Origin of the sequence: Streptococcus mitis (assembly GCF_002096855.1) — a bacterium.
Taxonomy (GTDB): domain Bacteria; phylum Bacillota; class Bacilli; order Lactobacillales; family Streptococcaceae; genus Streptococcus; species Streptococcus mitis_Y.
This window is the reverse complement of the sequence record NZ_NCVH01000032.1, coordinates 100,405-123,292: the sequence shown is the minus strand read 5'-3', so window position 1 is coordinate 123,292 and position 22,888 is coordinate 100,405. Positions and strand designations below refer to the sequence as shown.

Genomic DNA, 22,888 nt, shown 5'->3' with positions numbered 1-22,888 from the left:
GATTCTACTTATAAACTTATTTATAAAATAAGCTAAAAATGATATACTGTAATGAGGAGGAAGTCGTACATGATCCCTTTAAGATACTACCATCCATGTACGTAGTACGATTGTGAAAAACTACAAAGATATTCTAACATCAAAAAATACCATTTTTACTATCATTATTGTTGTAGGTCTTGGACTTTTAATAGGCTTAGTCATTCATCAAGAACATATCCAAGCAGAGAGAGGGAACATCGCTCTCAGCAAACAACATAAGAATGGACAAGATGTCGAACAAGTAAAAAATGCTATTAAAAACTTCAATATTGATTCTGAAACGATTATAGAGGATTGGAAAAAAATCCAAGAATTAAAACCAACCTCTGACGAAGGCAAAAAGACATTAGCAGATTTTCTTACTTCTACGGCCGATAAAATTACTAATCATTATACCGAAAAAGCTTTAAAATTGGATATAAAGGAATCCGATAGCCAGTTTGAAGATAAACAAGCACTTGAAACAGCCATCACTTCCTTACAAAAAATACTAGAAATTATTAAAAGTGTCAACTCCACAAGCGAACAAGCTACTATTGATGAAAAAATAAAACCCATTCAAGAACTGATTTCAAAATTCCAAAAGCAAGTTGAAGTCTTGACCAAAAAAGAAGAAGAGCAAAAGTTTAATAAAAAAGAAACAGAAACGACTAGTAACGTTGAGGGAAGAGAAAGCTATTCTTCAGAAGGAGGTAGCTACACTCCAAGCTATACTGAGTCAAATGGGAACAGATATAATTCACAAGCACCTGCAAGCGAGCAATATTCATTTGATAGTGCTAGAAGTGGAGGAAACACTGCTGTCAATACACGAGATCAAGCTACTGATACTGCAGGAACCCAAGGAGATACGAATACCAATAATAATGCTGAAGTTCCCGATGCTAACAGTAATAATTCAGCTAGAGAAACTCCAGAATCTCGTCAGCCGTAAGCAATATGTTATTACTACTATTTAAAAATTATCTTTTGTCGAATAAAGTATATAAAAGGCTAGCAAAAACTAACTTTCCAATAAAACCACACAGTGATTCTCTCAGCTTGATTGTGTTCAAGGCTGAAAACACTGTGTGGTTTTTGAACGTTCAGAGATTCGTTTTTTATGCAATTGTCGATCAAAATGTCCTTTTATCTGTCAATAATCCTAAAAAATCTTGTCTCTCTAAGTCTGAGAAGTGTTTGGTAGAAAGGCTTCCTTTTTGAAGCCCATCATCTCTAACCTGTAAATAATAACTATGTTGGTTTGTTTTAATCGTCAAAAAATCTCCAAATACAAAAGCTCTTTTCCAGTTGCGAATCTCAAATTCTTTCATCTCTGATTTTGGAATGCGGATAAGTCCTTGCCACAAATCGCGATGATGCTCATTTGTGAAAGTCATCCCATTTCCAAGATTTCTTATAAGCAATTCATCTGGTGTTACCATCACTAGCGCTATTTTAGTTAAGAGAATTTCAACTGTTGGTGGTAAAATCGCTAGATTAAACCAAGGGTGTAAGTGGTGATAAGCTAAGAAATAGTGAGGTTCCTCACCCAATCCTAGTTGTTTATATAGGATCTTGACTTCACTATCTAACCTCGCTTCAAAAGACACATCTGAATACTCCTCTTCCTTCTTCTAATTAAAATAACGCATCCAAACTAGGAAGCCTATAAAGACTATGATAAATATTCCTGATAAGATATATTTTAAATTGTAGTTCATCACTTAGCCTCCTAATTCACTACTCCGCCTAAAGCAGAGATCTATCTATTTTGAAAATAGTTCCATAACAACTTTAAATAAGACTGGTAAGATTATCAAACTAGAATTCTTTCTTTTCTGTTTTTTATATTAATATAACACAATGCTTTTAATAGGATTTTATTATTTGTTAACTTTTTTCACGAAACGGAGAAAATTATGCGTTATGATTTCTGAAAGGCCTATAAAGAAATACGCGAGTCAAAAGGCTTAACCCAAGAAGAGGTCTGTGGAAATGTCCTCGCAAGAACTAGCCTATCAAAGATTGAAAGTGGTAAGGCAACTCCTAAATATGAAAATATTGATTTTCTTCTCCGTCAAATCAATATGAGTTTTGAAGAGTTTGAATACATCTGCCATCTCTATAAACTGAGCCAGCGAACAGAAATTATGCAAACCTATCTCAATACGAGTTCCATCTTTGATACCAGTAGTCTAGTCAATTTATTTGAAACATGCCAAGACTATCTCAAGCTCCATCACGATCTCCCTATAGAGGAAATCAGAGATATGCTGGAAGTTGTTATTTATATCCGTCAACATGGAACAGGACAACTTTCAATCCAAGTGGAACAAACGGTCAAAAAGCTGTGGGAAGAAATTGAAAAACAAGATACATGGTATGAAAGTGACCTAAAAATCCTCAATACTATCCTTTTTAGCTTTCCCATTGAACACCTCCATCTGATCACTGAACAAATCTTGCAGCACTTGGAAGAATATAAAAACTATCGACATTTATATGAATTACGAATGGCAATCCTACTCAGTCTGTCCACCATTTACTTGTACAAGCAAGATAAAAATACCTGTCAACAAATCTGCTACACCTTACTAGAGGATGCTAAGAAAAAGAAAAGATACGATATTTTGGCTATCACTTATGTTCGAATAGGTATTTGTACTAGTAATGATCATCTTATTCAAAAGGGCTTCTCCCTTCTGGAGTTAACTGATGAAACCTCAATGCTATCTCACCTCAAAAAGGAGGTAGATACCTGTTATCAAGCAAAGAAGGTATAAAAGAGGCTCGGTAAAAACTCACTTCTAAATATCAATTAAATCAGAATCTTTTAGAGGAATATACAAAGGTTATCAATGAAAGACCTAGACGAATTCATGGCTATCAGTCCGCAAAAAAGCTGTTTGAGCTAACTCAAACAGCTTGAAAAGCACTCACTTAATCAGAGGAATATCTTTGTTACACTTGACTTGACAATTGGGGATTTTTAAATAATGTATTTACTTAAAGAAAAATCACTACTTAAATAACTTTGTATAAAATTTTTTATCTTAGTATTTGATTAATTATAGGATTTAACTCCTCTAAGTGTTGAGAATTAATATCAAATGAGCCTTCAATAAGCAAAATACAAAAATTGCCATTGCTAAGAGGAATTACAATTTCTGTGCCTGCTTTATTTTCAGGTTTCACAATAGATAACAATAATGATTCATTAACATTGAAAGATTTATGAGAGTTTATTAATTCTGAATATTTCCCTTCAGGTCTAAAATTAAAAACCATTTGTTCACTTTGAAAAACTCCTCTAAAATCGATTAATTCTAAATAGCTGTTTTTAAGTTCATAGATACCAATAAATAAAATTAAAGGCAGTACTCCTTTAATGAGTTCTAAACAATTAGCTCGATGGTTAATTAACTCTTCTTGTGCTTTAGCCTCTAAATTCTTAATTGAATCTGCTAACTTATCACTATAATTAACCAAAATATTGAGGTGTTTTGCTAAACAAGTCAAAAATTCAGTATTCTCATTAATTGTTAATATGCACAAGTGTCTCAAATAACTCTCATCAATAAATTTATATCCTTCAGAATCAACATAATTATCTAAACATAAGAAATAACCTTTAAGTTCAGTAATACTGTAGACATCACTATTTAGATGAATAACTTGTTGGAACTCATCCATAAGCTTGAGAAAAGCAATATTGGTTAAATCCAAGTACTTTTGTCGGAGTTTATATAAATCAATGTTCTCTCTTATGTACATCACCTGTTCTTGATGAACAACATTTAAATCTGCAAAATTGATATCAATAATAGATTCAAACGGCTTTTCTACATTAACTTTAATTATTATTGTTAGATAATCAAATGGTGAAAAACCATGAAAATATGGATTCAACACTTTCGATGGGATTCCATCATTTTTTCGCATATTACAATTATAACAAGTTGGGACCAAATTGATGGGGGTAATCGAAAGAAATGGAAACTTACTCTTAGGAAGAATATGGTCCAGTGTGACTTGGCTATACGCAAACGAACAATCACAAACTGGGCATCGTTTTTCAACTAGCTGTTCCATATATTCTCTGTACTTAAATAATGTTCGTCCACTATAATATTCCGAATAGTAATTTTGAATACTCGAAAAAGTATAATTGTCATCATCTTTACTTGTTATTCGTAAGTTAGAAAGGTTATCATAACTGTCGTTATATTCTTTTTCATAGTATGATAGCAACGAAACAATAGCATTAAAATTATCTTCATCATCAATGTCTAACATTTCTACAAAATCTACCGATTCATATCTTAATGTATCTAAAATCTCCTTGACAGTGATATCCATTCCTTCAATTCTTCTCATTCGCTAGTTCCTTCTAAAAATAAATTGATCAGTAATCTGGCCTCACTACCAGAAAAATCTAGTAACTTCCTAAGTTCACTTTTACCATTTTCAACAAATTTCAATCTTTCAATTAAATTATAGTATCCTGATTGTTGAAGACCAATATTGAATATCTGATCATTAATTACATTTATATTTTCTCCAAACGTGTTAAAATTAACTGACTTTATCAGGTATTCTCCACGATAGTCACGATAAGCCTGCTTTACACACCTATTAGGAAACTCTTGAAGAGTAATTGGGGAATGTGTGATAATAAAACCTAAACCATTTACTGAACTTACAATATCAGAAATGAGACGGACATATGATTTAATCATCGGAGGATGTAGAAATAACTCAGGTTCATCAATAAATACAACCGTTCTTTCCGTTAATTTCAAAATAAGCTGTGTTATTGTTAATAAAAATATTTTTTGTCCTGAACTAAATTCTTTGATTTTTTGATATGTCTCATCATAGTTTTCATAATCAAATCCACTTGTGGTTGAACCCTCGCTCTCAACTTCGTCAGATCTAGTTAAATCATTTTTAAAAATATAAATAAGGTTATATCCCCATTCTTCAAAAGATATACGTTCTGTTGCTTCTAGCCAAAGTTTAGACTTATCCACACTAAGTTTAATCTTTTGTAAACTTTTCATGATATCATCAGTGATTCTATCGCTAATTTTTGTATTTCCATCTACTTCTCTATCATAATTTAAAAGACCGATATATTCAAACCTTTCTCTCTCCTCTGGATTTAATTCGATTTCAAACTTCTCATCAAATGGGCTGAATGAACAGTACAAAATTTTCTTCATGATATTCGCATCATCTTGTGTGTCAAATTCGCTATTTTCTATTGTAATTTCAGAAGATTTATTAAAAATAGCTTTTGATAATTCTCTGATAAACCTTGTTTTACCACTCCCATTTCCTCCAATGATACAAAAAGCATTATTCGAAACAGATATAGGCAACGACTTATCATCCAGCCTAACAGAAACATTATCCTTTGGTTTTACATCAACTTCAAAAACAGTTTGATTTCTTTTTTTTATTGTAAATTTATAATCAGAAAGAAAGGATTTATTGACTGTCAATCTATGCAAGCTATTCAATAATTCTTTCCATTCTAATAATTTTTGAGCTCTAAAAAATGAATTATCAAACATACCTATTAAATACTTAGGACTGTCATCAGTATCAAAATCACTATTTAGTTCAACACTATATAGTGATTTTTCATATTCTTTTTGTAACTTTATGTATTCCTTTATGAAATCATTGCCTTTATAGACAATATCCCCTGTTAATGTAAACCATCTGTTCAAATCATTCTCCTCTAAGGTATCAGATAAGAATTTATAGTATTCTTTAGATTGACCAAACAAAAAATATTTCCCTACTTTTTCAATTCGATTATCTTTGATTCTACGAAAATTATCTTCTGTATTTGGATATATCTTTATAAAATGACTTATCTCTCCTGAATCTTCAGTAAAAGTCAATACTGCAGTTTGTTCGTAACCATAATCATCCCATGTATCATCACGAAATGAAATCCTAGACAAAAATTCATCAATTTTCATTTTAATTCTCCTGCTTAAAATAATAACTTCAATAGTATTATAACAAATTTATCAATTAACAATATTACTTCATCCCAAAAAGCATAGAATAGAAAATATTACAAAATTTTATACTTTTAAATAATTAATAGATTATGAGTATATAACTTTACTAATCAAGCTTTTATATTTATATATGTTCTTACAATAAAATCTTTAATAATGATATTCCAAACATACTTTTTGAATTTCTACTTTTAACAATTTTCGCTACAACTCCTGCTACTATCAAAATATTAAAACAAATATAGAAAGTGGAGAAACTCCAAATTCCATTTCTACTAAACCTTTGGCGTAGAGATATCTCTCTGTGAACAAAAGGTAAATGCTATAGATTTCCATAAAAAACAAACTACTGATTAGTCCAATTTTAAACAAAACTCCTAATACTTTCGCAATCTGATAAAGGATAAGTAAAATCAGTCCTAGTCCTATTGATACAATATCTGTATAATTTATTCTATCATGTCTCTACTTCTTTATACAATAATTACTTGCAGTAGTAGCCAACTTGTCCCTTGTCTAGATCATCAAGTTGAGCAACTAAGTCAAAATATTGTACTTTGAAAACCTCATATAGATCTTGAAATAAGCTTGGTAAAAACCACCTTTCAAACACCAAAAACGAGCATTCCCATAGTTGGAGAGGCTCGTTTCCCTGTGTAATGTTTTAGCATTAAATTAAGAACAAACCAATTAAAAAGCCTTAACAATCAGTTAAGTTCGGAAGCGAATCTGATCTACGCTATTCCAACAACTTACGAAGCGAGAATGATTAGCCTATTTGTATATGGACAATATCCCTAGCCAAGTGTTACTGGAAGAGACCTCTCACATTGGTCGCCCTGCCTTTCATCCAGTCATGCTCATGAAAATGACCCTGTTTGCTTATGCTCGTCAGGTGTTCTCAGGATGTAAATCGTTCAAATGAACAAGGAAGTTACCTATGAAATGATTGAGCCATGATACCTACGTTAGCTATAAAATGATTACTGCCTTCTGCTCCAGTTAACATACCAACAACCTAATCTAATCAAGACTGCTTTTACTTCACCTTATTAATGCGTGAAGACGGGATGGTTGAAGACACTATCTTATTTATTGATGTAATAAAAATTGGTTAACAATCTAGCCTCTAAAAACATCAACTATTCAAAAACCACACAGTGTTTCTTTCAGTTTGATGGTATTCAAGACTGAAATCACTGTGTGGTTTTATTTTTAAGCTAGTTTTTACCCAGCATCTTTGCATCTTATTCTGCTAGTTAGTTCTTAATACCAACCGTTGTTAAGCCAGAAGTTTTTAGCGGCTGACCATGAACCGTAACGTCCTGCAACGTAGGCATCTGCTACACGTTCTTGGTTAGCAGCTGAGTAGTCACCGTTCAAGTATGAATCTGTCAATTGGTAACGTCCAATGTATTGACCGTTTGTAGCTGTGTAGCTACCACCTGATTCTTTTTGAGCGATCCATTCTTTAGCTTCTGCTTCAGATCCGCTTACAGTTGCAGCTGGTGCTGAAGCTTCTGTTGTAGCAACCGTTTCTTCTGCTGCAGGTGCGCTTGCCACTGGAGCTGCTTCTTCTGTAGTTTCTGCTACTGGAGCTGAAACAGTTTCATCTTGAGCTGCTGGTGCTGCATAAGTAGTTTGCGCTGGTGTTGTAGCTGGTGCTACAGGGCCATCGATAACCAACTCTTGACCAACATAAATCAAATGAATGTTGTCAATGTGGTTGTTTTCTGCCAATCTCTCAACAGTTGTGTTGTGAGTTTCAGCGATTTCTGAAAGTGTATCACCTTCTTTAACAGTGTAAGTTGATGATTCTTGAGCAGATACAAATGATGGAGCAAATACTGTAAACAAGGCAGCTACTCCTGCAAGAGTTGTTTTAATCTTTTTAGTTGTTGATTTCATATCTAAAAATTCTCCTTCTTTCTATAGTTCTATCATACCCTTTAAATGTTACTGTTTCTTGACACTTTTATGTAGAAATATTACAAAATTATTTTTTATTTCCCTAAATAAGCTATTTTTTGTTACAAAAGATGCTTTTTTATGCTATTTGTAGTGTAAAAAGGTTTTCATCCACAATTAAAGCCAAGACCTTCATTCTTTGATATAATAGAGATAAGAATTTTTATAAGGGGAAACTGATGAAATCACTTCGTTTTCAATCTGTCTTTGATATCATCGGACCAGTTATGATTGGCCCATCTAGTAGTCATACCGCTGGTGCTGTTCGTATTGGGAAGATTGTCTCTTCCATTTTTGATGATACTCCGACAGAAGTCGAATTCCAACTTTTTAACTCATTTGCCAAGACCTATCGTGGCCACGGGACAGACCTAGCCCTTGTTGCAGGTATTTTGGGCATGGATACAGATGATCCTGAAATCCCAAATAGTCTGGAAATTGCCCATAAGCGTGGCATCAAGATTGTCTGGACCATTCAGAAAGACAGCAATGCTCCTCATCCAAACACCACTAAAATTACCGTCAAAAATGCTCATAAGACCATCAGTGTGACTGGTATTTCTATCGGTGGAGGAAATATTCAGGTCACCGAACTCAATGGTTTTGCCGTCTCTCTCAATATGAATACACCGACTATCATTATCGTTCATCAAGATATTCCAGGTATGATTGCCCTTGTTACGGAGGCACTTTCCCGCTATGGTATCAATATCGCCCAGATGAATGTCACTCGTGAAAAAGCTGGTGAAAAAGCTATTATGATTATCGAAGTTGACAGTCGCAACTGTGATGAGGCCATCGAAGAAATTCGAAAAATCCCTCATCTCCACAATGTCAATTTCTTTAAATAGGAGGAAGCATGTTTTATTCTATCAAAGAATTGGTCGAGCAAGCAGATCTGGACTTTCAAGGAAATGTCGCAGAACTCATGATTACAACAGAGTTTGAATTGACCGGTCGCGAACGTGAAGAAGTCTTCCTTCTCATGGAACGCAATCTGGAAGTCATGAAAGCCTCTGTCCAACTTGGCCTCAATGAAAATAAATCTCGTAGTGGCCTGACAGGTGGAGATGCTGCCAAATTGGATCACTACATTAAAAACGGAAAAACTCTGTCAGATTACACGATTCTCTCTGCTGCCCGAAATGCCATCGCAGTCAATGAACACAATGCCAAAATGGGCTTGGTTTGTGCCACTCCTACCGCAGGAAGTGCTGGCTGTCTGCCTTCAGTTCTAACAGCTGCTATTGAAAAATTAGACCTCAGCCACGAGCAACAGCTGGATTTCCTCTTTGCTGCCGGTGCCTTTGGACTAGTCATCGCAAACAACGCCTCTATCTCAGGTGCCGAAGGTGGCTGTCAGGCCGAGGTTGGTTCGGCCTCTGCTATGAGTGCTGCAGCCTTGACTCTAGCTGCAGGCGGAACACCTTATCAGGCCAGTCAGGCCATTGCCTTTGTCATTAAAAATATGCTAGGCCTCATCTGTGACCCTGTTGCAGGTTTGGTCGAAGTTCCCTGTGTCAAACGTAATGCCATGGGAGCTAGCTTTGCCTTCATCGCAGCAGATATGGCCTTGGCAGGTATCGAATCTAAAATCCCTGTGGATGAAGTGATCGATGCCATGTACCAAGTAGGAGCAAGCATGCCAACTGCCTTTCGTGAAACAGCTGAAGGTGGACTCGCTGCCACACCAACCGGTCGTCGCCTCCAAAAAGAAATTTTCGGAGAATAAGCTTATCAAATAGGAGAAATCATGACCTCTATCACAGCGATTTTTTTCGATCTGGATGGAACCCTCGTTGACAGTTCTATCGGGATTCACAATGCCTTTACCCATACCTTTAAGGAGCTGGGGGTTCCTAGTCCTGATGCCAAAACTATTCGTGGTTTTATGGGACCGCCTCTCGAAAGTAGTTTTGCGACCTGCCTGCCTAAAGAACAAATTTCTGAGGCTGTGCAGATATACCGTTCCTACTATAAGGAAAAAGGCATCTATGAAGCTCAACTCTTTCCTCAGATTGTAGACTTGCTTGAGGAGTTAACGAGCAATTACCCTCTTTATATCACCACTACAAAGAATACCCCTACCGCTCAAGATATGACTAAAAACTTGGGAATCCATCATTTCTTTGATAGCATTTATGGCTCCAGCCCTGAAGCACCTCATAAGGCAGATGTCATTCGCCAAGCCTTACAGACACATCAACTAGCACCAGAACAAGCCATCATCATCGGAGATACCAAGTTTGATATGATGGGAGCTCAAGAAACAGGCATTCAGAAATTGGCCGTCACTTGGGGATTTGGAGAGCAAGCAGACTTGCTAAACTATCATCCTGATTATATCGTCCACAAACCCATAGAAGTTTTGGAGTATTTTCAATAACATAGACTGGGCGACAACCCCATTTCAGAAGAAAATGGAGCAATACTCAATGAAAATAAAAGAGCAAACTAGGAAAGTAGCCGCAGACTGCTCAAAACACTGTTTTGAGGTTGTAGATAGAACTGACGAAGTCAGTAACATCTATACGGCAAGGCGACGTTGACGTGGTTTGAAGAGATTTTCGAAGAGTATAAGTCTCTACATAACAAAACGCATATTACCAAGGTTCTTCAGACCTGATAATATGCGTTTTTCTGATTTTAAAGATTTTTTATTCAACGTGGGTTGTTTGATTGGCAAAGGCGATAATGGCTTGCTTCAACTCATCTCCACTGAGAGTTCGGAACTCTTCAATCTTTTGATCGATGGCTTCTAGAGGCATGACATTAACCTTGCCAACGAAAATCTTATCCATAACTTGGTTATCAACAAGTTCGGTTGACACCAAGAGTTCTTCGTAGAGTTTTTCACCTGGGCGGATTCCAACTTCAACAATTGGAATTTCGCTTTCGGTGTGGCCACTTAGAAGGACCATTTTCTTGGCCAAGTCATAAATCTTGACTGGTTTGCCCATATCAAGGATAAAGACTTCTCCATCCTTGGCATAGGCACCAGCATGGATAACCAAACGGCTAGCTTCTGGAATAGTCATAAAGTAACGGGTCATGCGGAAATCTGTCACCGTTACAGGCCCACCTTCAGCAATCTGACGTTCAAAGACTGGAATCACACTACCACGGCTACCAAGTACATTCCCAAAACGAACTGCACAGTAGGTTGATTGGCTACGTTGGTTAAAGCCAGTGACAATCAACTCAGCCACGCGCTTGGTTGCTCCCATAACATTTGGTGGATTAACTGCCTTATCTGTCGAAATCATAACCATCTTAGGTACTTTGGCTTCATCAACAGCCTTAGCAACATTGTAGGTTCCACGGATATTGTTTTTGAAGGCTTCTTTTGGATTGCGCTCCATCATAGGAACGTGCTTGTGGGCCGCCGCATGATAAACAATAGCTGGCTTGTACTGCTCAAAGACTTGCAACAAGCGGTCATAGTCTTGAATATCCGCAATAACAGGTACATAATCAATCCCTTGGAACTTGCGAATCAGTTCATGATAAACAAGGTAGATTGAGTTTTCCCCATGACCGAGCAAGACAATACGTTCAGGATTAAAGCGACTAACTTGGCGACAGATTTCAGAACCGATTGAACCTCCAGCACCTGTGACTAAAATTGTCTTACCTGTCAGTTCTGCCCCCAAACGCGATTCGTCAAGACGAATTTCCTGACGACCCAAAAGGTCCGTAATATCAATTTTTTGGAACCCAGTACCTGCGTGGTGAAGTCCCTGAACAACCGTTTCAACCTTAGGCATCTTGTAACATTTGACACCCAGTTTATTACACATCTGCAAGATACGTTCATATTCTGATGGATCAAGCGACGGAATCGCAACGATAACACGCTCGATTTGATGGCGTTTAGCTAATTCAGGCAATTCATCATATGAACCCAAAACAGGAATCCCACCAAGTTTTTGGCCCTTTTTCTTAGCGTCCTTATCCAAAATACCGACCAGTTCCAAATCACTGGTTGGATGTTGGTAACTATCCATAAAGAGGGCTCCGCCATCACCAGCACCAATCAAGAAGGTCCGACGGTGTTCTCCATCACCACTGCCTTTTTTGCGTCTTGAGTAGATTAACTGCCAAGTAATCCGTGGCAATAAAATTAAGAAAGTACTCAACAAGATAAAGAGCACGATAAAACGGATAGAGAAGAGTGGCAAGAAGGCATAGCAGATACTATATGACAAGATGCTGCTAGCAGTCACACCAAAAAAGATTTTCATGAAATCCGTAATCTTGCTGTAACGACTAATACTAGCGTTCAACCCCCAAAATGCAATCATCAATTGATAGAACAGGAAGGCCAAACTCGTATAGATAATGTAGTCAACAGGTGCTGGATTAATCAAGCCGTAGAATAAGATATAAGATACAATGATGGAAACCACCATACTCAAAATATCAAATATTCCCCAGAAAACCTGTTTTTGTTGTTTATTTAAAATTTCCACCAGATCAATCACATAATCTGTGAGTTTTTTATTCATAGAAATTTACTCCTCCTTAAAAGAGCCAAATAGTTATATTGTTATTATAACACTTTTTATCCAGTTTACGATTTGCTACAATCTTTTACTTGCTTTTTCGTAACAGTTTCATAAAAATAAACTGTCGGACAAATCCGGGACAAAGGGCAACAATCATCTGAATGGCAACACTCTTGGCATACTCCATGTAAGAAATTTGCCCTCTCTTCAGCATGCGCTGACGAGCTTGACGATAGAGTTTGAGGTAACGCAGTCCCCCACGACGCTCAAACATCCCTGCTCCGACACGAACCTTACACAAGATTTGATCCAGATTTCCAGTCTTAGCTCCTGCAGCAATCATATTGAGCCAGAGGAGGTCATCCTCCATATAAAGGCCATCCTCATAGTTGCCTGCCTTGAGAACCATGTCCTTCTTGAACATGACAGTCATGTGGTTAAAGGCACTTCTCATCCTTTGATAAGCTACAATATCTGCATGCTGAGTTGGAACACGACGGTAAGAAACAATCTCATCAGGATTGTCAATAAACTCTGCAATATGTCCACCTAATAGGTCGAGCTTGTCCTTCTCCATTAGCTGAACCTGTTTCTCAAAACGGTCTGGAACAGCTATATCATCCGTATCCATACGAGCGATGATATCGTACTGACACTGCAAAACACCCTGTCGAAGAGCCAGACCCAAACCTTGATTATGCTCAAGAGGATAGCGTTTCACTGGAATATCAGACTCAGCTTCAAGCTGGTCTAATACCTGATAGAGCTCAGGTGTCAAAGGCCCATCCTCAACCAGAACCAATTCGCTCGGTTTCAGGGTCTGATTTTGAACACTCTCAATAGCATCCTTTAAGAATGTCGGATTTTCCTTGATATAGACCGACATCAATACGCTGATTTTTTGCTTTTCAGACACAGTTTTTCTCCAATGTATAGATTTCCTTCCACTATTTTATCATAATTTTCAAGACTTTCCCATTTTTATCTTGAAAGCCCAAAACCTTACTTGACATTATAAGGAAAAAACCTTAAAATAAGCTGTTATTAAAATCAGCTAGAAGAGGTATTATATGAAAAAGCAATCACTCTTTTTTGTTCCAGGTATTATCCTAATTGGTGTTTCCTTGCGGACTCCTTTTACTGTTTTACCCATTATTTTAGGAGATATTTCGCAAGGACTGGGAGTAGAAGTTAGTTCGCTTGGTGTCTTGACCAGCCTTCCTCTCCTCATGTTTACCCTCTTCTCACTCTTCTCTACCCGACTGGCTCAAAAAATCGGCTTAGAGCATCTCTTTACCTACAGCCTTTTCTTCTTGACCATCGGTTCTCTCATTCGACTAATCAATCTGCCCCTGCTCTATCTAGGAACCTTGATGGTTGGGGCAAGTATCGCAGTCATCAATGTGCTGCTTCCTAGTCTCATCCAAGCTAATCAACCAAAGAAGATTGGTTTTCTGACCACCTTATATGTAACGTCTATGGGGGTTGCGACGGCTCTGGCTTCCTATCTAGCTGTGCCCATTACACAAGCCAGTTCTTGGAAAGGACTTATCATCCTCCTCACCCTGCTCTGTCTAGCAACTTTTTTGGTCTGGCTCCCAAATCACCGCTATAATCACAGACTGGCTCCACAAACCAAACAAAAAAGCAAAACAAAGGTCATGCATAATAAACAGGTCTGGGCAGTGATTGTCTTTGCAGGTTTTCAATCCTTACTCTTTTACACCGCTATGACCTGGCTACCTACCATGGCTATCCATGCAGGCCTATCCAGTCACGAAGCTGGCTTGCTGACCTCTATCTTCTCTCTGATTAGCATTCCTTTTTCAATGACCATCCCAAGCCTGACAACCAGTTTATCTACTCGTAACCGTCAGCTCATGCTCACTCTGGTTTCACTAGCTGGTGTGGTCGGTATTTCCATGCTCTTTTTCCCAATCGGTAATTTCTTTTACTGGCTTGCCATCCATCTCCTCATCGGAACCGCAACCAGTGCCCTCTTCCCCTATCTCATGGTCAACTTTTCACTCAAGACAAGCGCCCCTGAAAAGACTGCACAATTGTCTGGTTTATCTCAAACAGGAGGCTATATCCTAGCAGCCTTTGGGCCAACCCTCTTTGGTTACAGTTTTGACCTTTTCCACTCTTGGGTGCCAGCTGTAGCTGCCCTCTTACTCGTCGATATCCTGATGACTGTGGCCCTCTTTACAGTGGACAGAGCTGATAAAATCCTTTAAACTTCTAGTTTTGGCTAGAAGTTTTTTATATATAAAAATTTTACACATTTCTCTTGACAGGGCTTTCATTTAGATGTACAATGTATGTGTAGAAAAATTATATATAAAAATCTTACACATTAGAAAAGGAGGTTTCCCATGTACTTTCCAACATCCTCTGCCTTGATTGAATTTCTCATCTTGGCCGTACTGGAGCAGGATGATTCTTATGGTTATGAGATTAGCCAGACCATTAAGCTTATCGCTAATATCAAAGAATCTACACTCTATCCCATTCTCAAAAAATTGGAAGGCAATAGCTTTCTGACAACCTATTCTAGAGAGTTCCAAGGTCGCATGCGCAAATACTACTCCTTGACAAATGGTGGTATAGAACAGCTCGTGACCCTAAAAGATGAATGGGCACTCTATACAGACACCATTAATGGCATCATAGAAGGGAGTATCCGCCATGACAAGAACTGAATACCTGACTCAGCTAGAACTCTATCTCAAAAAACTGCCTCAGGCTGACCAAATTGAAGCCATGGACTATTTCAGGGAACTCTTTGACGATGCTGGAGTCGAAGGAGAAGAAGAACTCATCGCTAGTTTGGGAACTCCTAAGGAAGCAGCCCACGAAGTCCTCTCCAATCTCCTCGATAAAAAAATCAATGAGGCACCCGCTCAAAAGAATAACCGACAAATTTTGCATATCGCCTTGTTAGCTTTGCTTGCAGCCCCTATCGGTATTCCTTTGGGAATCGCCATCCTCGTGTCCCTGTTCGCCATCCTTGTGGCAGCCTTGACTGTCATTCTGGCTTTCTTTGCAGTTTCCATACTTGGTATCATCGGCGGATTCCTATTTTTAGTTGAAAGTTTCACTGTCTTAGCCCAAGCTAAATCAGCCTTTATCTTGATTTTTGGTGCTGGTTTACTGGCTATCGGTGCTTCTTCGCTAGTCTTACTAGGTATTTCCTATGTAGCCCGCTTCTTCGGCCTACTCATTGTTCGCCTGGTGCAATTTGTTCTCAAAAAAGGAAAGAGAGGTGACCAGCATGCGTAAATGGACAAAAGGATTTCTCATTTTTGGTGTGGTGACTACCATTATCGGCTTTATCCTGCTCTTTGTAGGGATCCAATCTGACGGGATTAAGAGTCTGCTTGCCATGTCCAAGGAGCCTGTCTATGATAGTCGGATGGAAGAGTTGACCTTTGGCAAGGAAGTCGAAAACCTAGAGATTACTCTCCATCAACACGCACTGACCATCACAGACTCTTTGGATGATCAAATCCACATTTCTTACCATCCATCACTCTCTGCTCACCATGATCTTGTTACGAATCAAAACGACAAAACTCTAAGCCTCACTGATAAGAAACTGTCTGAAACCCCATTTCTCTCTTCTGGAATTGGCGGGATTCTCCATATCGCAAGTGGCTACTCTCGTCGTTTTGAAGAAGTTATTCTCCAAGTTCCAAAAGGAAGAAGTCTAAAAGGGATCAACGTGTCAGCCAATCGTGGACAAACCACCATCATAAATGCTAGTCTTGAAAATGCAACCCTCAATACAAACAGCTATCTCCTCCGAATTGAAGGAAGTCGTATCAAAAACAGTAAACTCACAACACCAAATATCATCAATATCTTTAGCACAGAACTGACAGATAGTCAGCTAGAGTCAACAGAAAATCACTTCCACGCTGAAAAAATCCAAGTACACGGTAAGGTGGAATTGATGGCGAAAACAGACCTACAACTGCTACTTTCCGAAGAAGAAAAACAAAGAATCAACTTAGATCTTTCAACAAAACATGGCTCTATTCTTCACTTTTTAAGAGAAGGAAGGCGTTCGTTTAAAAACGAAGAAAACAAAGATGAACGATTAAGCAATCCTTATAAAACAGAAAAAGCAGATGCAAAAGATCAACTCATCGCAAGGGCAGACCAGGATATCTATCTACTCAAATCAGAGGAACACGAGTCTTCTTCTAGAAATCGTTGACAAAAGCGCTTACATCTGCTACTATGGAAGCATATTTATCTAACTAAAAAGGAGGTTCTACCATGAAACAAGAATGGTTTGAAAGTAATGATTTTGCAAAAACAACAAGCAAGAACAAACCTGAAGAGCAAGCTCAAGAGGTTGCAGACAAGGCTGAAGAAACGATAGCCGTTCTCGATACACCAATTGAAAAAAATACTCAAGTAGAGGAGGAAGTCTCTCAAGCTGAAGTCGAACTGGAGAGTCAGCAAGAAGAGAAAATTGAAACGCCTGAAGACGGTGAAACGAGAACAGAAATAGAAGAAAAGAAAGCATTAGATTCTACTGAAGAAGAGCAAGACCTTTCTAAAGAAACAGAAAAAGTCACTATAGCTGAAGAGAGTCAAGAAGCACTTCCTCAGCAAAAACCAACCACGAAAGAGCCCCTTCTTATCAGTCAATCCTTAGAAAGTCCCTATATCCCCGACCAAGCTCCAAAATCTACGGATAGATGGAAAGAGCAAGCGCTTGATTTTTGGTCTTGGCTAGTGGAAGCAATCAAATCTCCTACGAGCAATCTTGAAACAAGTAGCACACACAGTTACACAGCCTTTCTCTTGCTCATTCTGTTTTCTGCATCTTCCTTTTTCTTTAGTATCTACCATATCAAACATGCTTACTATGGACATATAGCAACTATGCATAATCACTTCCCTGAACAATTTGCTTCATTAAATCTCTTTTCGATTATCTCTATCCTAGTAGCGACAACGCTCTTCTTCTTTTCATTCCTCTTGGGTAGTTTCGTCGTGAGACGATTTATCCACCAGGAAAAAGACTGGACGCTAGAAAAGGTTCTCCAACAATATAGTCAACTCTTGGCAATTCCAATCTTCCTCACTGCCATTGCTAGTTTCTTTGCCTTCTTTGACAGCCTACGATTTACAGCCCTCTTGTGTGTGATTAGCATTGGAATCATTCTGCTTGCTAGCCTCCATATCATTACGAGACATAGTCAATCAAGTGAAACCGACTCCTTCTATCAGTTATTCTTGTCTGTCCTTGTGAACGGAGTCATTATCCTCCTCTTCTTTGTAGCCGAAGTCGCACTGATTGGGGATTATCTTCGTATCTTGGCCTTTCTTTAAGATTCAATCCTGTCTTCCATGGCAGGATTTTTCTATGTCAAAAAAGCAAGTCGATTGACCTGCTTCTGATTTATTCTTCTTGTGCTAATGCTTTAAAATCTTTGTCTAAGATGGGTTGTACTTCTAATTGATTAGCATCTAGTTGGTGGTAAGATGCTGATGGTAGTGACTCTAGGAATTTTGCATAGTCCAAGCGGGCAATGGCTTCATAGTCTTCTGGTTTAGAGCCGTCTCCTGTGATTTGAACCAAGTCAATCTCCCACTTGACTTCCTTATCCACCAATTGCTCCATATAGGCTGCAGGAACAAATGGTTCTCTCGGTAAAACAGTCTTGACTCCTTGAGCCAGATGGTAAACACCGTGCACTTGGCCTTCTCCATCTTGATAGAAGGAAACTCTTGCAAAGTAAGCATCGGTCTCTTGAACCGCACGTACACGTGCTTCAAACTGCGCCAAACCATCTGCCTCTAAAAAGCTTTTCAAGTCCTCATGACTAAAGAAAACAGGATTGAAAATTCCTTGGCAAATCGTAAAACGGGCTGCATTATCTGCCAGATGGGCTTGAATACTTGCTTGGAAATAAGCTTCAAAATCAAAACCATCTAGTCCTTCAATCTCAGTTCCTGTATAAGCAATCAGAGCATCTAAAAATGACTTGATAATCCGCCAGTCTGTCTTCGTTAGTAGGTCAGGAAGATCGACACGATATGCCTTTTGATCGTCAACATAACTGACCTTAAAAAGAAATTGTGATTGCCCCACTATCGCACACTCAATATACTCAAGACGGCTAAGAGGCTGACGGAGATAAACCTCATCATAACTATGCGACTCCAAGCCCTCCACCAAGGCCAAGATCGACTTGGCAGTCAAAATTTCCTGTGCTCCTAAAATGCTCTGTTTATTTGGAATAAAAAATGTTTTCGTCATAACTGGACTCCTTTGAAATCGTTTACATATAGTATACCCTATTTCCCTGAAAGATACAGAAACAAACTTTAGATTTTTGAGTAAAAAGCATAGAAAAACAGCCCCTAAGGACTGTTTAATCTTATACAGTAGCTGCTTGATCCAAGCTTTCACCGATAGCGGCTAGGCGCTCGACAACTTCAGCTTGTGTCAATTCATTTTCTGAAACATAGCGGTTACGTGGGTGAACACGGCACTCGTGTGAGCAGCCACGAAGGTACTTGTCTTCATTTTCTTCTGATGTCAAGATACGACGGTTACAGAATGGATTTCCACAGTTGACATAACGTTCACATGGTGTTCCATCAAACCAGTCTTTCCCTACGATAGTTGGGTTGACATGGTTAACATCTACGGCAATACGCTCGTCAAAGACGTACATTTTTCCATCCCAAAGCTCGCCTTGAACTTCTGGGTCTTTACCGTAAGTTGCAATTCCTCCGTGCAATTGGCCGACATCTTTGTAGCCTTCACGGACCATCCAGCCTGAGAATTTCTCACAGCGAACGCCACCTGTACAGTAAACCACGACACGCTTGTCCATGAATTTTTCCTTGTTGTCACGGACCCATTGTGGCAACTCACGGAAGTTGCGGATATCTGGACGGATAGCCCCACGGAAATGTCCTAGATCGTACTCGTAATCGTTACGAGTGTCAAGGACAACTGTATCTTCGTCAAGAAGAGCTTCTTTGAACTCTTTTGGAGACAGGTAAGCACCTGTTGTTTCAAGTGGGTTGATGTCATTGTCAAAGTCGTTGTCTTCCAAACCAAGGTGGACAATTTCTTTCTTGTAGCGAACAAACATCTTCTTGAAGGCTTGTTCACTTTCTTCGTCAATCTTGAACCAGAGGTCTTCCATGCCTGGGAGGCTGTGAACGTAGTCCATGTATTTTTGAGTTGTTTCGTAATCACCTGAAACTGTTCCGTTAATGCCCTCGTCAGCGACTAGGATACGACCTTTAAGTCCGATTGATTTACAGAAAACCAAGTGGTCTGCAGCAAATTGATCTGCATTTTCAATTGGAGTGTAAAGGTAGTAAAGTAAGACACGAATATCTTTTGCCATAAGATTTGTTCTCTTTTCTATTCTTAAATTTTCAGAATTTTTCATCTAACTATACTAGTATACCTGCTTGAGAAAACGAATGCAATTTATTTGACCGGAAATTGTAGAAAGGTGCTTATCCCTGCACTTCATCAGTAACCATAGCGAATAGCAGATAATTCTCTCAATTTTTTGATCTGCCTAGCTTGACTTTCTGACAAAATCAGCTTATTGTCAATTAACATACGTGAGATGTCAACATTCATTTGACTCAAAATAAATGGAGTAGAGGTCCCATCGTCCTCTAATCGTCTTTTATAACTCACTAACAGATTTTTCAAAGGAGCAAGTTGAGGCGTATCCTTTATACCTTCCAGTAGGTGATCTATGATAGTCATGGCTTCACAACGTCTTTCGCTTCCTCCAGCAAACCATTTTAATGGTGTCATACTCATTTTCCTCCTGAAATATTTGAAAAACTATAATTCCTAACTCTCCTGCCAGTATTTTACCCAAACACCCTGTGTAAAAAAGTCAGCAAAAATGGTAATGTTGCGAAAATATTATTGATCACATGCACCGCATAGGAAGGATAAATGCTCTTGGTATAGCGGGTCAAACTAGCAAAGATGATGCCAGATGTTGCAAAGACGAAGATATCTAACAAACTAGGCAGGCTTGAAAAATGAGGAAGAGCAAATAAAATTGACGGAAGAAGCAAATCAAGGCCAAATCTCGAATGCTTAAAAAAGGCGTGTTGAAGTAATCCTCTATAGATTAGCTCTTCCATAAGTGGAGTCAGAAAGAACAAAGTTATATAGATACCTAGCTCAGCAAAGTTGGTCCCACTATAACCGATCAATACAGCCCAACCTTCAGCAGTTGACTGAACATGTTTAGCTGTCTGAACGTTAAAAGAGATCTGGAGCACTACAACTAGTACTGTCAAAATCGAATACCAAAGCCATTTTTTTCTCGGAATGCGAAAAAGATAGCCGTGCCCTGTCTTAACCAGAATCCAAATCATAACTCCACTAAATAGCAAACTCAAGAGATTTTGAATCCAGACGAAATTGCCAATCTGGGAAGAAAATTGCCAATAATTTTGGACAATAAGCGTCAGCTGAGAAAGACCAAATACGAAAAATAGGTAAGAGAAAACTGCACTTATTTTGAATAAAAGTTGATACTTCTTCATATGAACTCTCCTTTGTAAACTCGAGACATCTCTAATATAAGCTATATTTTCCTAAATCCTTACTCCAAATCCTAAATAGTACTTGAGATTTCCTGAATGGTTAAATAGTGATAAGAAAAACATATATATCCATGCTCTCATTCCAAAAAATCACTGCCTTCCCCAGACAAACCTGAGGAAAACAGTGATTCAGTTTTTAGGAATTAGGAATGAATACACGAAATCAATCGATCTTATGATTTTTTGTTTTTCAAGAATTCATCGTATTGTTTTTGCATTTCGTTCAATACTTTATCGTAGGCACCTTCAGATTTCAATTTTTCCATCAATTCTGGAATAGCTTTGTCTGGGTCTACAGTACCAGTGTTGATAGCTGTATCGAATTGTTGCATTGTGTTAGAGATAGCTGAGATTTCAGATTTCACATTGTCAGTGTTAAAGATGAATCCAAGTGCTGGAGATTCTTTAGCTTCAGCCAATTGTTTCTTAGAATCTTCGATTTGTTGGTCTGTAACGTTTTCGTTGATGTAAAGGATCCAGTTGTTACCAGTGTTCCATCCACCCATGTGAGTGTTTCCTTTGTAGCCATCAAGGACTTTAACACGGTTTTCTTTACCTGGAATTTTTTCCCAGTTCTTGCCTTCTGGACCATAAACAAGACCATTCAAGAGTTCTGGGTTAGTGTTCAAGAGGTTCAACACTTCCATTGATTTTTCTTTGTTCTTAGAGTTGTTTGAGATTACAAAGTTAGCAACTTGTGTTGTTTGGTTTTTCTTGATGAAGTTAGTGATTGGTTTGATTTGGATGTCTTTGTTCGCAACGCGTGAAAGCAAGCTGTTACCATAGTCAGCTGGTCCTACTGTTTCTTCACGAACGAACCAAGTATCTTGTTGAAGGTCAAATGAAGTGTCGCTTGTTGCTACGTCTTTTGGAATGTATCCAGCTTCATAGAATTTGTGAAGAGTCTTCAAGTGTTCTTTAAAGCGAGGCACTTCGTAACGGTTTACGATCTTAGTAGTGTCCCCTTCAAGGTCGATAACGAATGGAAGTCCATTTGGAACTGGGTAGTCAAAGTTATCAGATGGGATGAAGTTCTTAGTAACCGCAAATGGCACTACATCTGGAGCTTTTTCTTTGATTTGTTTCAAGACTGGTTCAAGTGTTTCATATGAAGTGACACCTGAAATATCGATACCGTATTTAGCAAGAAGAGTTCCGTTGAAGGCGAAGTTTTGAGATGATGCAACGTTGGCTGCAACTGGAACTGCGTAAATTTTACCGTTAATGCTGTTACCTTTGATATAAGCTGGGTCAAGTGCTTTATAAAGCTCTGCCCCTTCTTTCTTATACAAGTCAGTCAAGTCAGCATAGGCACCTTTTTGAGCATTTACAACATAGTTAGATGCAAAGGCGATATCGTAGTTTTCACCAGATGATGTGATAACTGACATTTTCTTATCATAGTCACCCCATCCAAGATATTGGATATCCAATTTAGCACCAACTTTTTCACCGATGATTTTGTTAGCATTTTCTAGCAATTCATCTAAGTTATCTGGTTTGTCACCGATTTGGTACATTTTGATAACAGTTTTTTCACCTGAAGCTGAGTCAGCAGCTTTTTTACTGTTACCTGAAAGGTTTCCACAAGCAGCGAGACCAGCAGCCAAAGCGACTACGCTAGCAGATGCAAAAGCATATTTTTTCCAGTTTTTCATGACAAAAACTCCTTTTTTTATTTTTAAACTTATAAACAATGTAATGATCTTAACTTCACGCAAG

General features: G+C 38.2%; 20 protein-coding genes and 5 pseudogenes. 12 read left to right on the top strand and 13 right to left on the bottom strand.

Annotated elements, in window-relative coordinates; all coding sequences use genetic code 11:
• Positions 1-112: 112 nt before the first annotated feature.
• Positions 113-976 carry a hypothetical protein gene (locus tag B7698_RS07430; RefSeq protein WP_084865153.1) on the top strand — a complete coding sequence of 288 codons (864 nt, stop codon included), beginning with the start codon at positions 113-115 and terminating at the stop codon, positions 974-976.
• 181 nt (positions 977-1,157) lie between these two features.
• On the opposite strand, the pseudogene B7698_RS07425 reads toward B7698_RS07430, so the two are convergent.
• Positions 1,158-1,745, bottom strand: a pseudogene (locus B7698_RS07425) (hypothetical protein).
• A 231-nt stretch (positions 1,746-1,976) separates the two neighbouring features.
• Between B7698_RS07425 and B7698_RS07420 the strand changes: the two are divergent.
• Both B7698_RS07420 and B7698_RS10160 read left to right on the top strand, forming a co-directional pair.
• A complete protein-coding gene (locus B7698_RS07420; protein ID WP_239822595.1) occupies positions 1,977-2,807 on the top strand; it encodes a helix-turn-helix domain-containing protein in 831 nt (276 codons plus the stop codon).
• Between the two features lie 32 nt (positions 2,808-2,839).
• A pseudogene (locus B7698_RS10160) lies at positions 2,840-2,953 on the top strand (IS30 family transposase); the annotation flags it as partial.
• Between the two features lie 119 nt (positions 2,954-3,072).
• Here B7698_RS10160 and B7698_RS07415 read toward each other — a convergent pair.
• The 4 genes and pseudogenes from B7698_RS07415 to B7698_RS10515 all read right to left on the bottom strand — a co-directional run.
• Positions 3,073-4,401, bottom strand: a complete 1,329-nt coding sequence (locus tag B7698_RS07415; RefSeq protein ID WP_084865152.1) for an HNH endonuclease signature motif containing protein — start codon at positions 4,399-4,401, stop codon at positions 3,073-3,075.
• Positions 4,398-6,020 (bottom strand): AAA family ATPase, encoded by a 1,623-nt coding sequence (locus B7698_RS07410; RefSeq protein ID WP_084865151.1) that lies wholly within the window; start codon positions 6,018-6,020, stop codon positions 4,398-4,400. Before B7698_RS07410 ends, B7698_RS07415 begins: the two co-directional genes overlap by 4 nt.
• 181 nt (positions 6,021-6,201) lie before the next feature.
• Positions 6,202-6,518 (bottom strand): annotated as a pseudogene (locus tag B7698_RS10385) (DUF5966 family protein).
• Positions 6,519-6,549: 31 nt separating this feature from the next.
• Positions 6,550-6,648, bottom strand: a pseudogene (locus tag B7698_RS10515) (DUF5962 family protein); the annotation flags it as partial.
• A gap of 86 nt (positions 6,649-6,734) precedes the next feature.
• Here B7698_RS10515 and B7698_RS10380 point away from each other — a divergent pair.
• Positions 6,735-7,177, top strand: a pseudogene (locus B7698_RS10380) (transposase); the annotation flags it as partial.
• 154 nt (positions 7,178-7,331) lie between these two features.
• Here B7698_RS10380 and apf read toward each other — a convergent pair.
• A complete protein-coding gene (apf, locus tag B7698_RS07400; protein ID WP_084865150.1) occupies positions 7,332-7,973 on the bottom strand; it encodes an aggregation-promoting factor in 642 nt (213 codons plus the stop codon).
• Positions 7,974-8,212: 239 nt separating this feature from the next.
• Between apf and sdaAB the strand changes: the two genes are divergently transcribed.
• The 3 genes from sdaAB to B7698_RS07385 are packed head-to-tail and all read left to right on the top strand — an operon-like array spanning position 8,213 to position 10,419.
• Entirely contained in the window at positions 8,213-8,884 is a 672-nt protein-coding gene (gene sdaAB / locus B7698_RS07395) for an L-serine ammonia-lyase, iron-sulfur-dependent subunit beta (RefSeq protein WP_000838912.1), read from the top strand.
• 8 nt (positions 8,885-8,892) lie between these two features.
• The gene (sdaAA, locus tag B7698_RS07390) at positions 8,893-9,765 is read left to right on the top strand and encodes an L-serine ammonia-lyase, iron-sulfur-dependent, subunit alpha (RefSeq protein ID WP_000500041.1); all 873 of its coding nucleotides are present in this window, start codon (positions 8,893-8,895) and stop codon (positions 9,763-9,765) included.
• A gap of 21 nt (positions 9,766-9,786) precedes the next feature.
• Positions 9,787-10,419 carry an HAD family hydrolase gene (locus B7698_RS07385; protein WP_084865149.1) on the top strand — a complete coding sequence of 211 codons (633 nt, stop codon included), beginning with the start codon at positions 9,787-9,789 and terminating at the stop codon, positions 10,417-10,419.
• Between the two features lie 271 nt (positions 10,420-10,690).
• Here B7698_RS07385 and B7698_RS07375 read toward each other — a convergent pair whose 3' ends face one another.
• Entirely contained in the window at positions 10,691-12,541 is a 1,851-nt protein-coding gene (locus B7698_RS07375; protein WP_084865148.1) for a polysaccharide biosynthesis protein, read from the bottom strand.
• A gap of 85 nt (positions 12,542-12,626) precedes the next feature.
• Complete coding sequence (locus B7698_RS07370) at positions 12,627-13,457, bottom strand: glycosyltransferase (RefSeq protein WP_084865147.1); 831 nt, start codon at positions 13,455-13,457, stop codon at positions 12,627-12,629.
• 154 nt (positions 13,458-13,611) lie between these two features.
• Here B7698_RS07370 and B7698_RS07365 point away from each other — a divergent pair, with 154 nt between their 5' ends.
• The 5 genes from B7698_RS07365 to B7698_RS07345 all read left to right on the top strand — a co-directional run bounded on the left by B7698_RS07365 (position 13,612) and on the right by B7698_RS07345 (position 17,890).
• Positions 13,612-14,778, top strand: a complete 1,167-nt coding sequence (locus B7698_RS07365) for a CynX/NimT family MFS transporter (RefSeq protein ID WP_084865146.1) — start codon at positions 13,612-13,614, stop codon at positions 14,776-14,778.
• A 138-nt stretch (positions 14,779-14,916) separates the two neighbouring features.
• The gene (locus tag B7698_RS07360) at positions 14,917-15,243 is read left to right on the top strand and encodes a PadR family transcriptional regulator (RefSeq protein WP_000273858.1); all 327 of its coding nucleotides are present in this window, start codon (positions 14,917-14,919) and stop codon (positions 15,241-15,243) included.
• A complete protein-coding gene (locus B7698_RS07355) occupies positions 15,230-15,823 on the top strand; it encodes a DUF1700 domain-containing protein (protein ID WP_024057314.1) in 594 nt (197 codons plus the stop codon). Before B7698_RS07360 ends, B7698_RS07355 begins: the two co-directional genes overlap by 14 nt.
• The gene (locus tag B7698_RS07350) at positions 15,816-16,763 is read left to right on the top strand and encodes a DUF4097 family beta strand repeat-containing protein (protein WP_084865145.1); all 948 of its coding nucleotides are present in this window, start codon (positions 15,816-15,818) and stop codon (positions 16,761-16,763) included. Before B7698_RS07355 ends, B7698_RS07350 begins: the two co-directional genes overlap by 8 nt.
• A 62-nt stretch (positions 16,764-16,825) precedes the next feature.
• Positions 16,826-17,890: a DUF6574 domain-containing protein gene (locus tag B7698_RS07345; RefSeq protein ID WP_084865144.1), complete on the top strand. Its 1,065-nt coding sequence runs from the start codon at positions 16,826-16,828 to the stop codon at positions 17,888-17,890.
• 70 nt (positions 17,891-17,960) lie between these two features.
• On the opposite strand, the gene B7698_RS07340 is transcribed toward B7698_RS07345, so the two are convergent.
• From B7698_RS07340 to B7698_RS07320, 5 genes are all read right to left on the bottom strand, one after another.
• Positions 17,961-18,821, bottom strand: coding sequence for a DUF4299 family protein (locus B7698_RS07340; protein WP_084865143.1), 861 nt, complete (start codon positions 18,819-18,821; stop codon positions 17,961-17,963).
• A gap of 121 nt (positions 18,822-18,942) precedes the next feature.
• Complete coding sequence (gene trhO, locus B7698_RS07335) at positions 18,943-19,929, bottom strand: oxygen-dependent tRNA uridine(34) hydroxylase TrhO (protein ID WP_084865142.1); 987 nt, start codon at positions 19,927-19,929, stop codon at positions 18,943-18,945.
• Positions 19,930-20,060: 131 nt separating this feature from the next.
• Positions 20,061-20,357: a bacteriocin immunity protein gene (locus B7698_RS07330; protein ID WP_192855121.1), complete on the bottom strand. Its 297-nt coding sequence runs from the start codon at positions 20,355-20,357 to the stop codon at positions 20,061-20,063.
• A gap of 59 nt (positions 20,358-20,416) precedes the next feature.
• Complete coding sequence (locus tag B7698_RS07325) at positions 20,417-21,106, bottom strand: CPBP family intramembrane glutamic endopeptidase (protein ID WP_004254912.1); 690 nt, start codon at positions 21,104-21,106, stop codon at positions 20,417-20,419.
• A 233-nt stretch (positions 21,107-21,339) separates the two neighbouring features.
• Complete coding sequence (locus B7698_RS07320) at positions 21,340-22,824, bottom strand: ABC transporter substrate-binding protein (protein ID WP_000800391.1); 1,485 nt, start codon at positions 22,822-22,824, stop codon at positions 21,340-21,342.
• Positions 22,825-22,888: the final 64 nt, after the last annotated feature.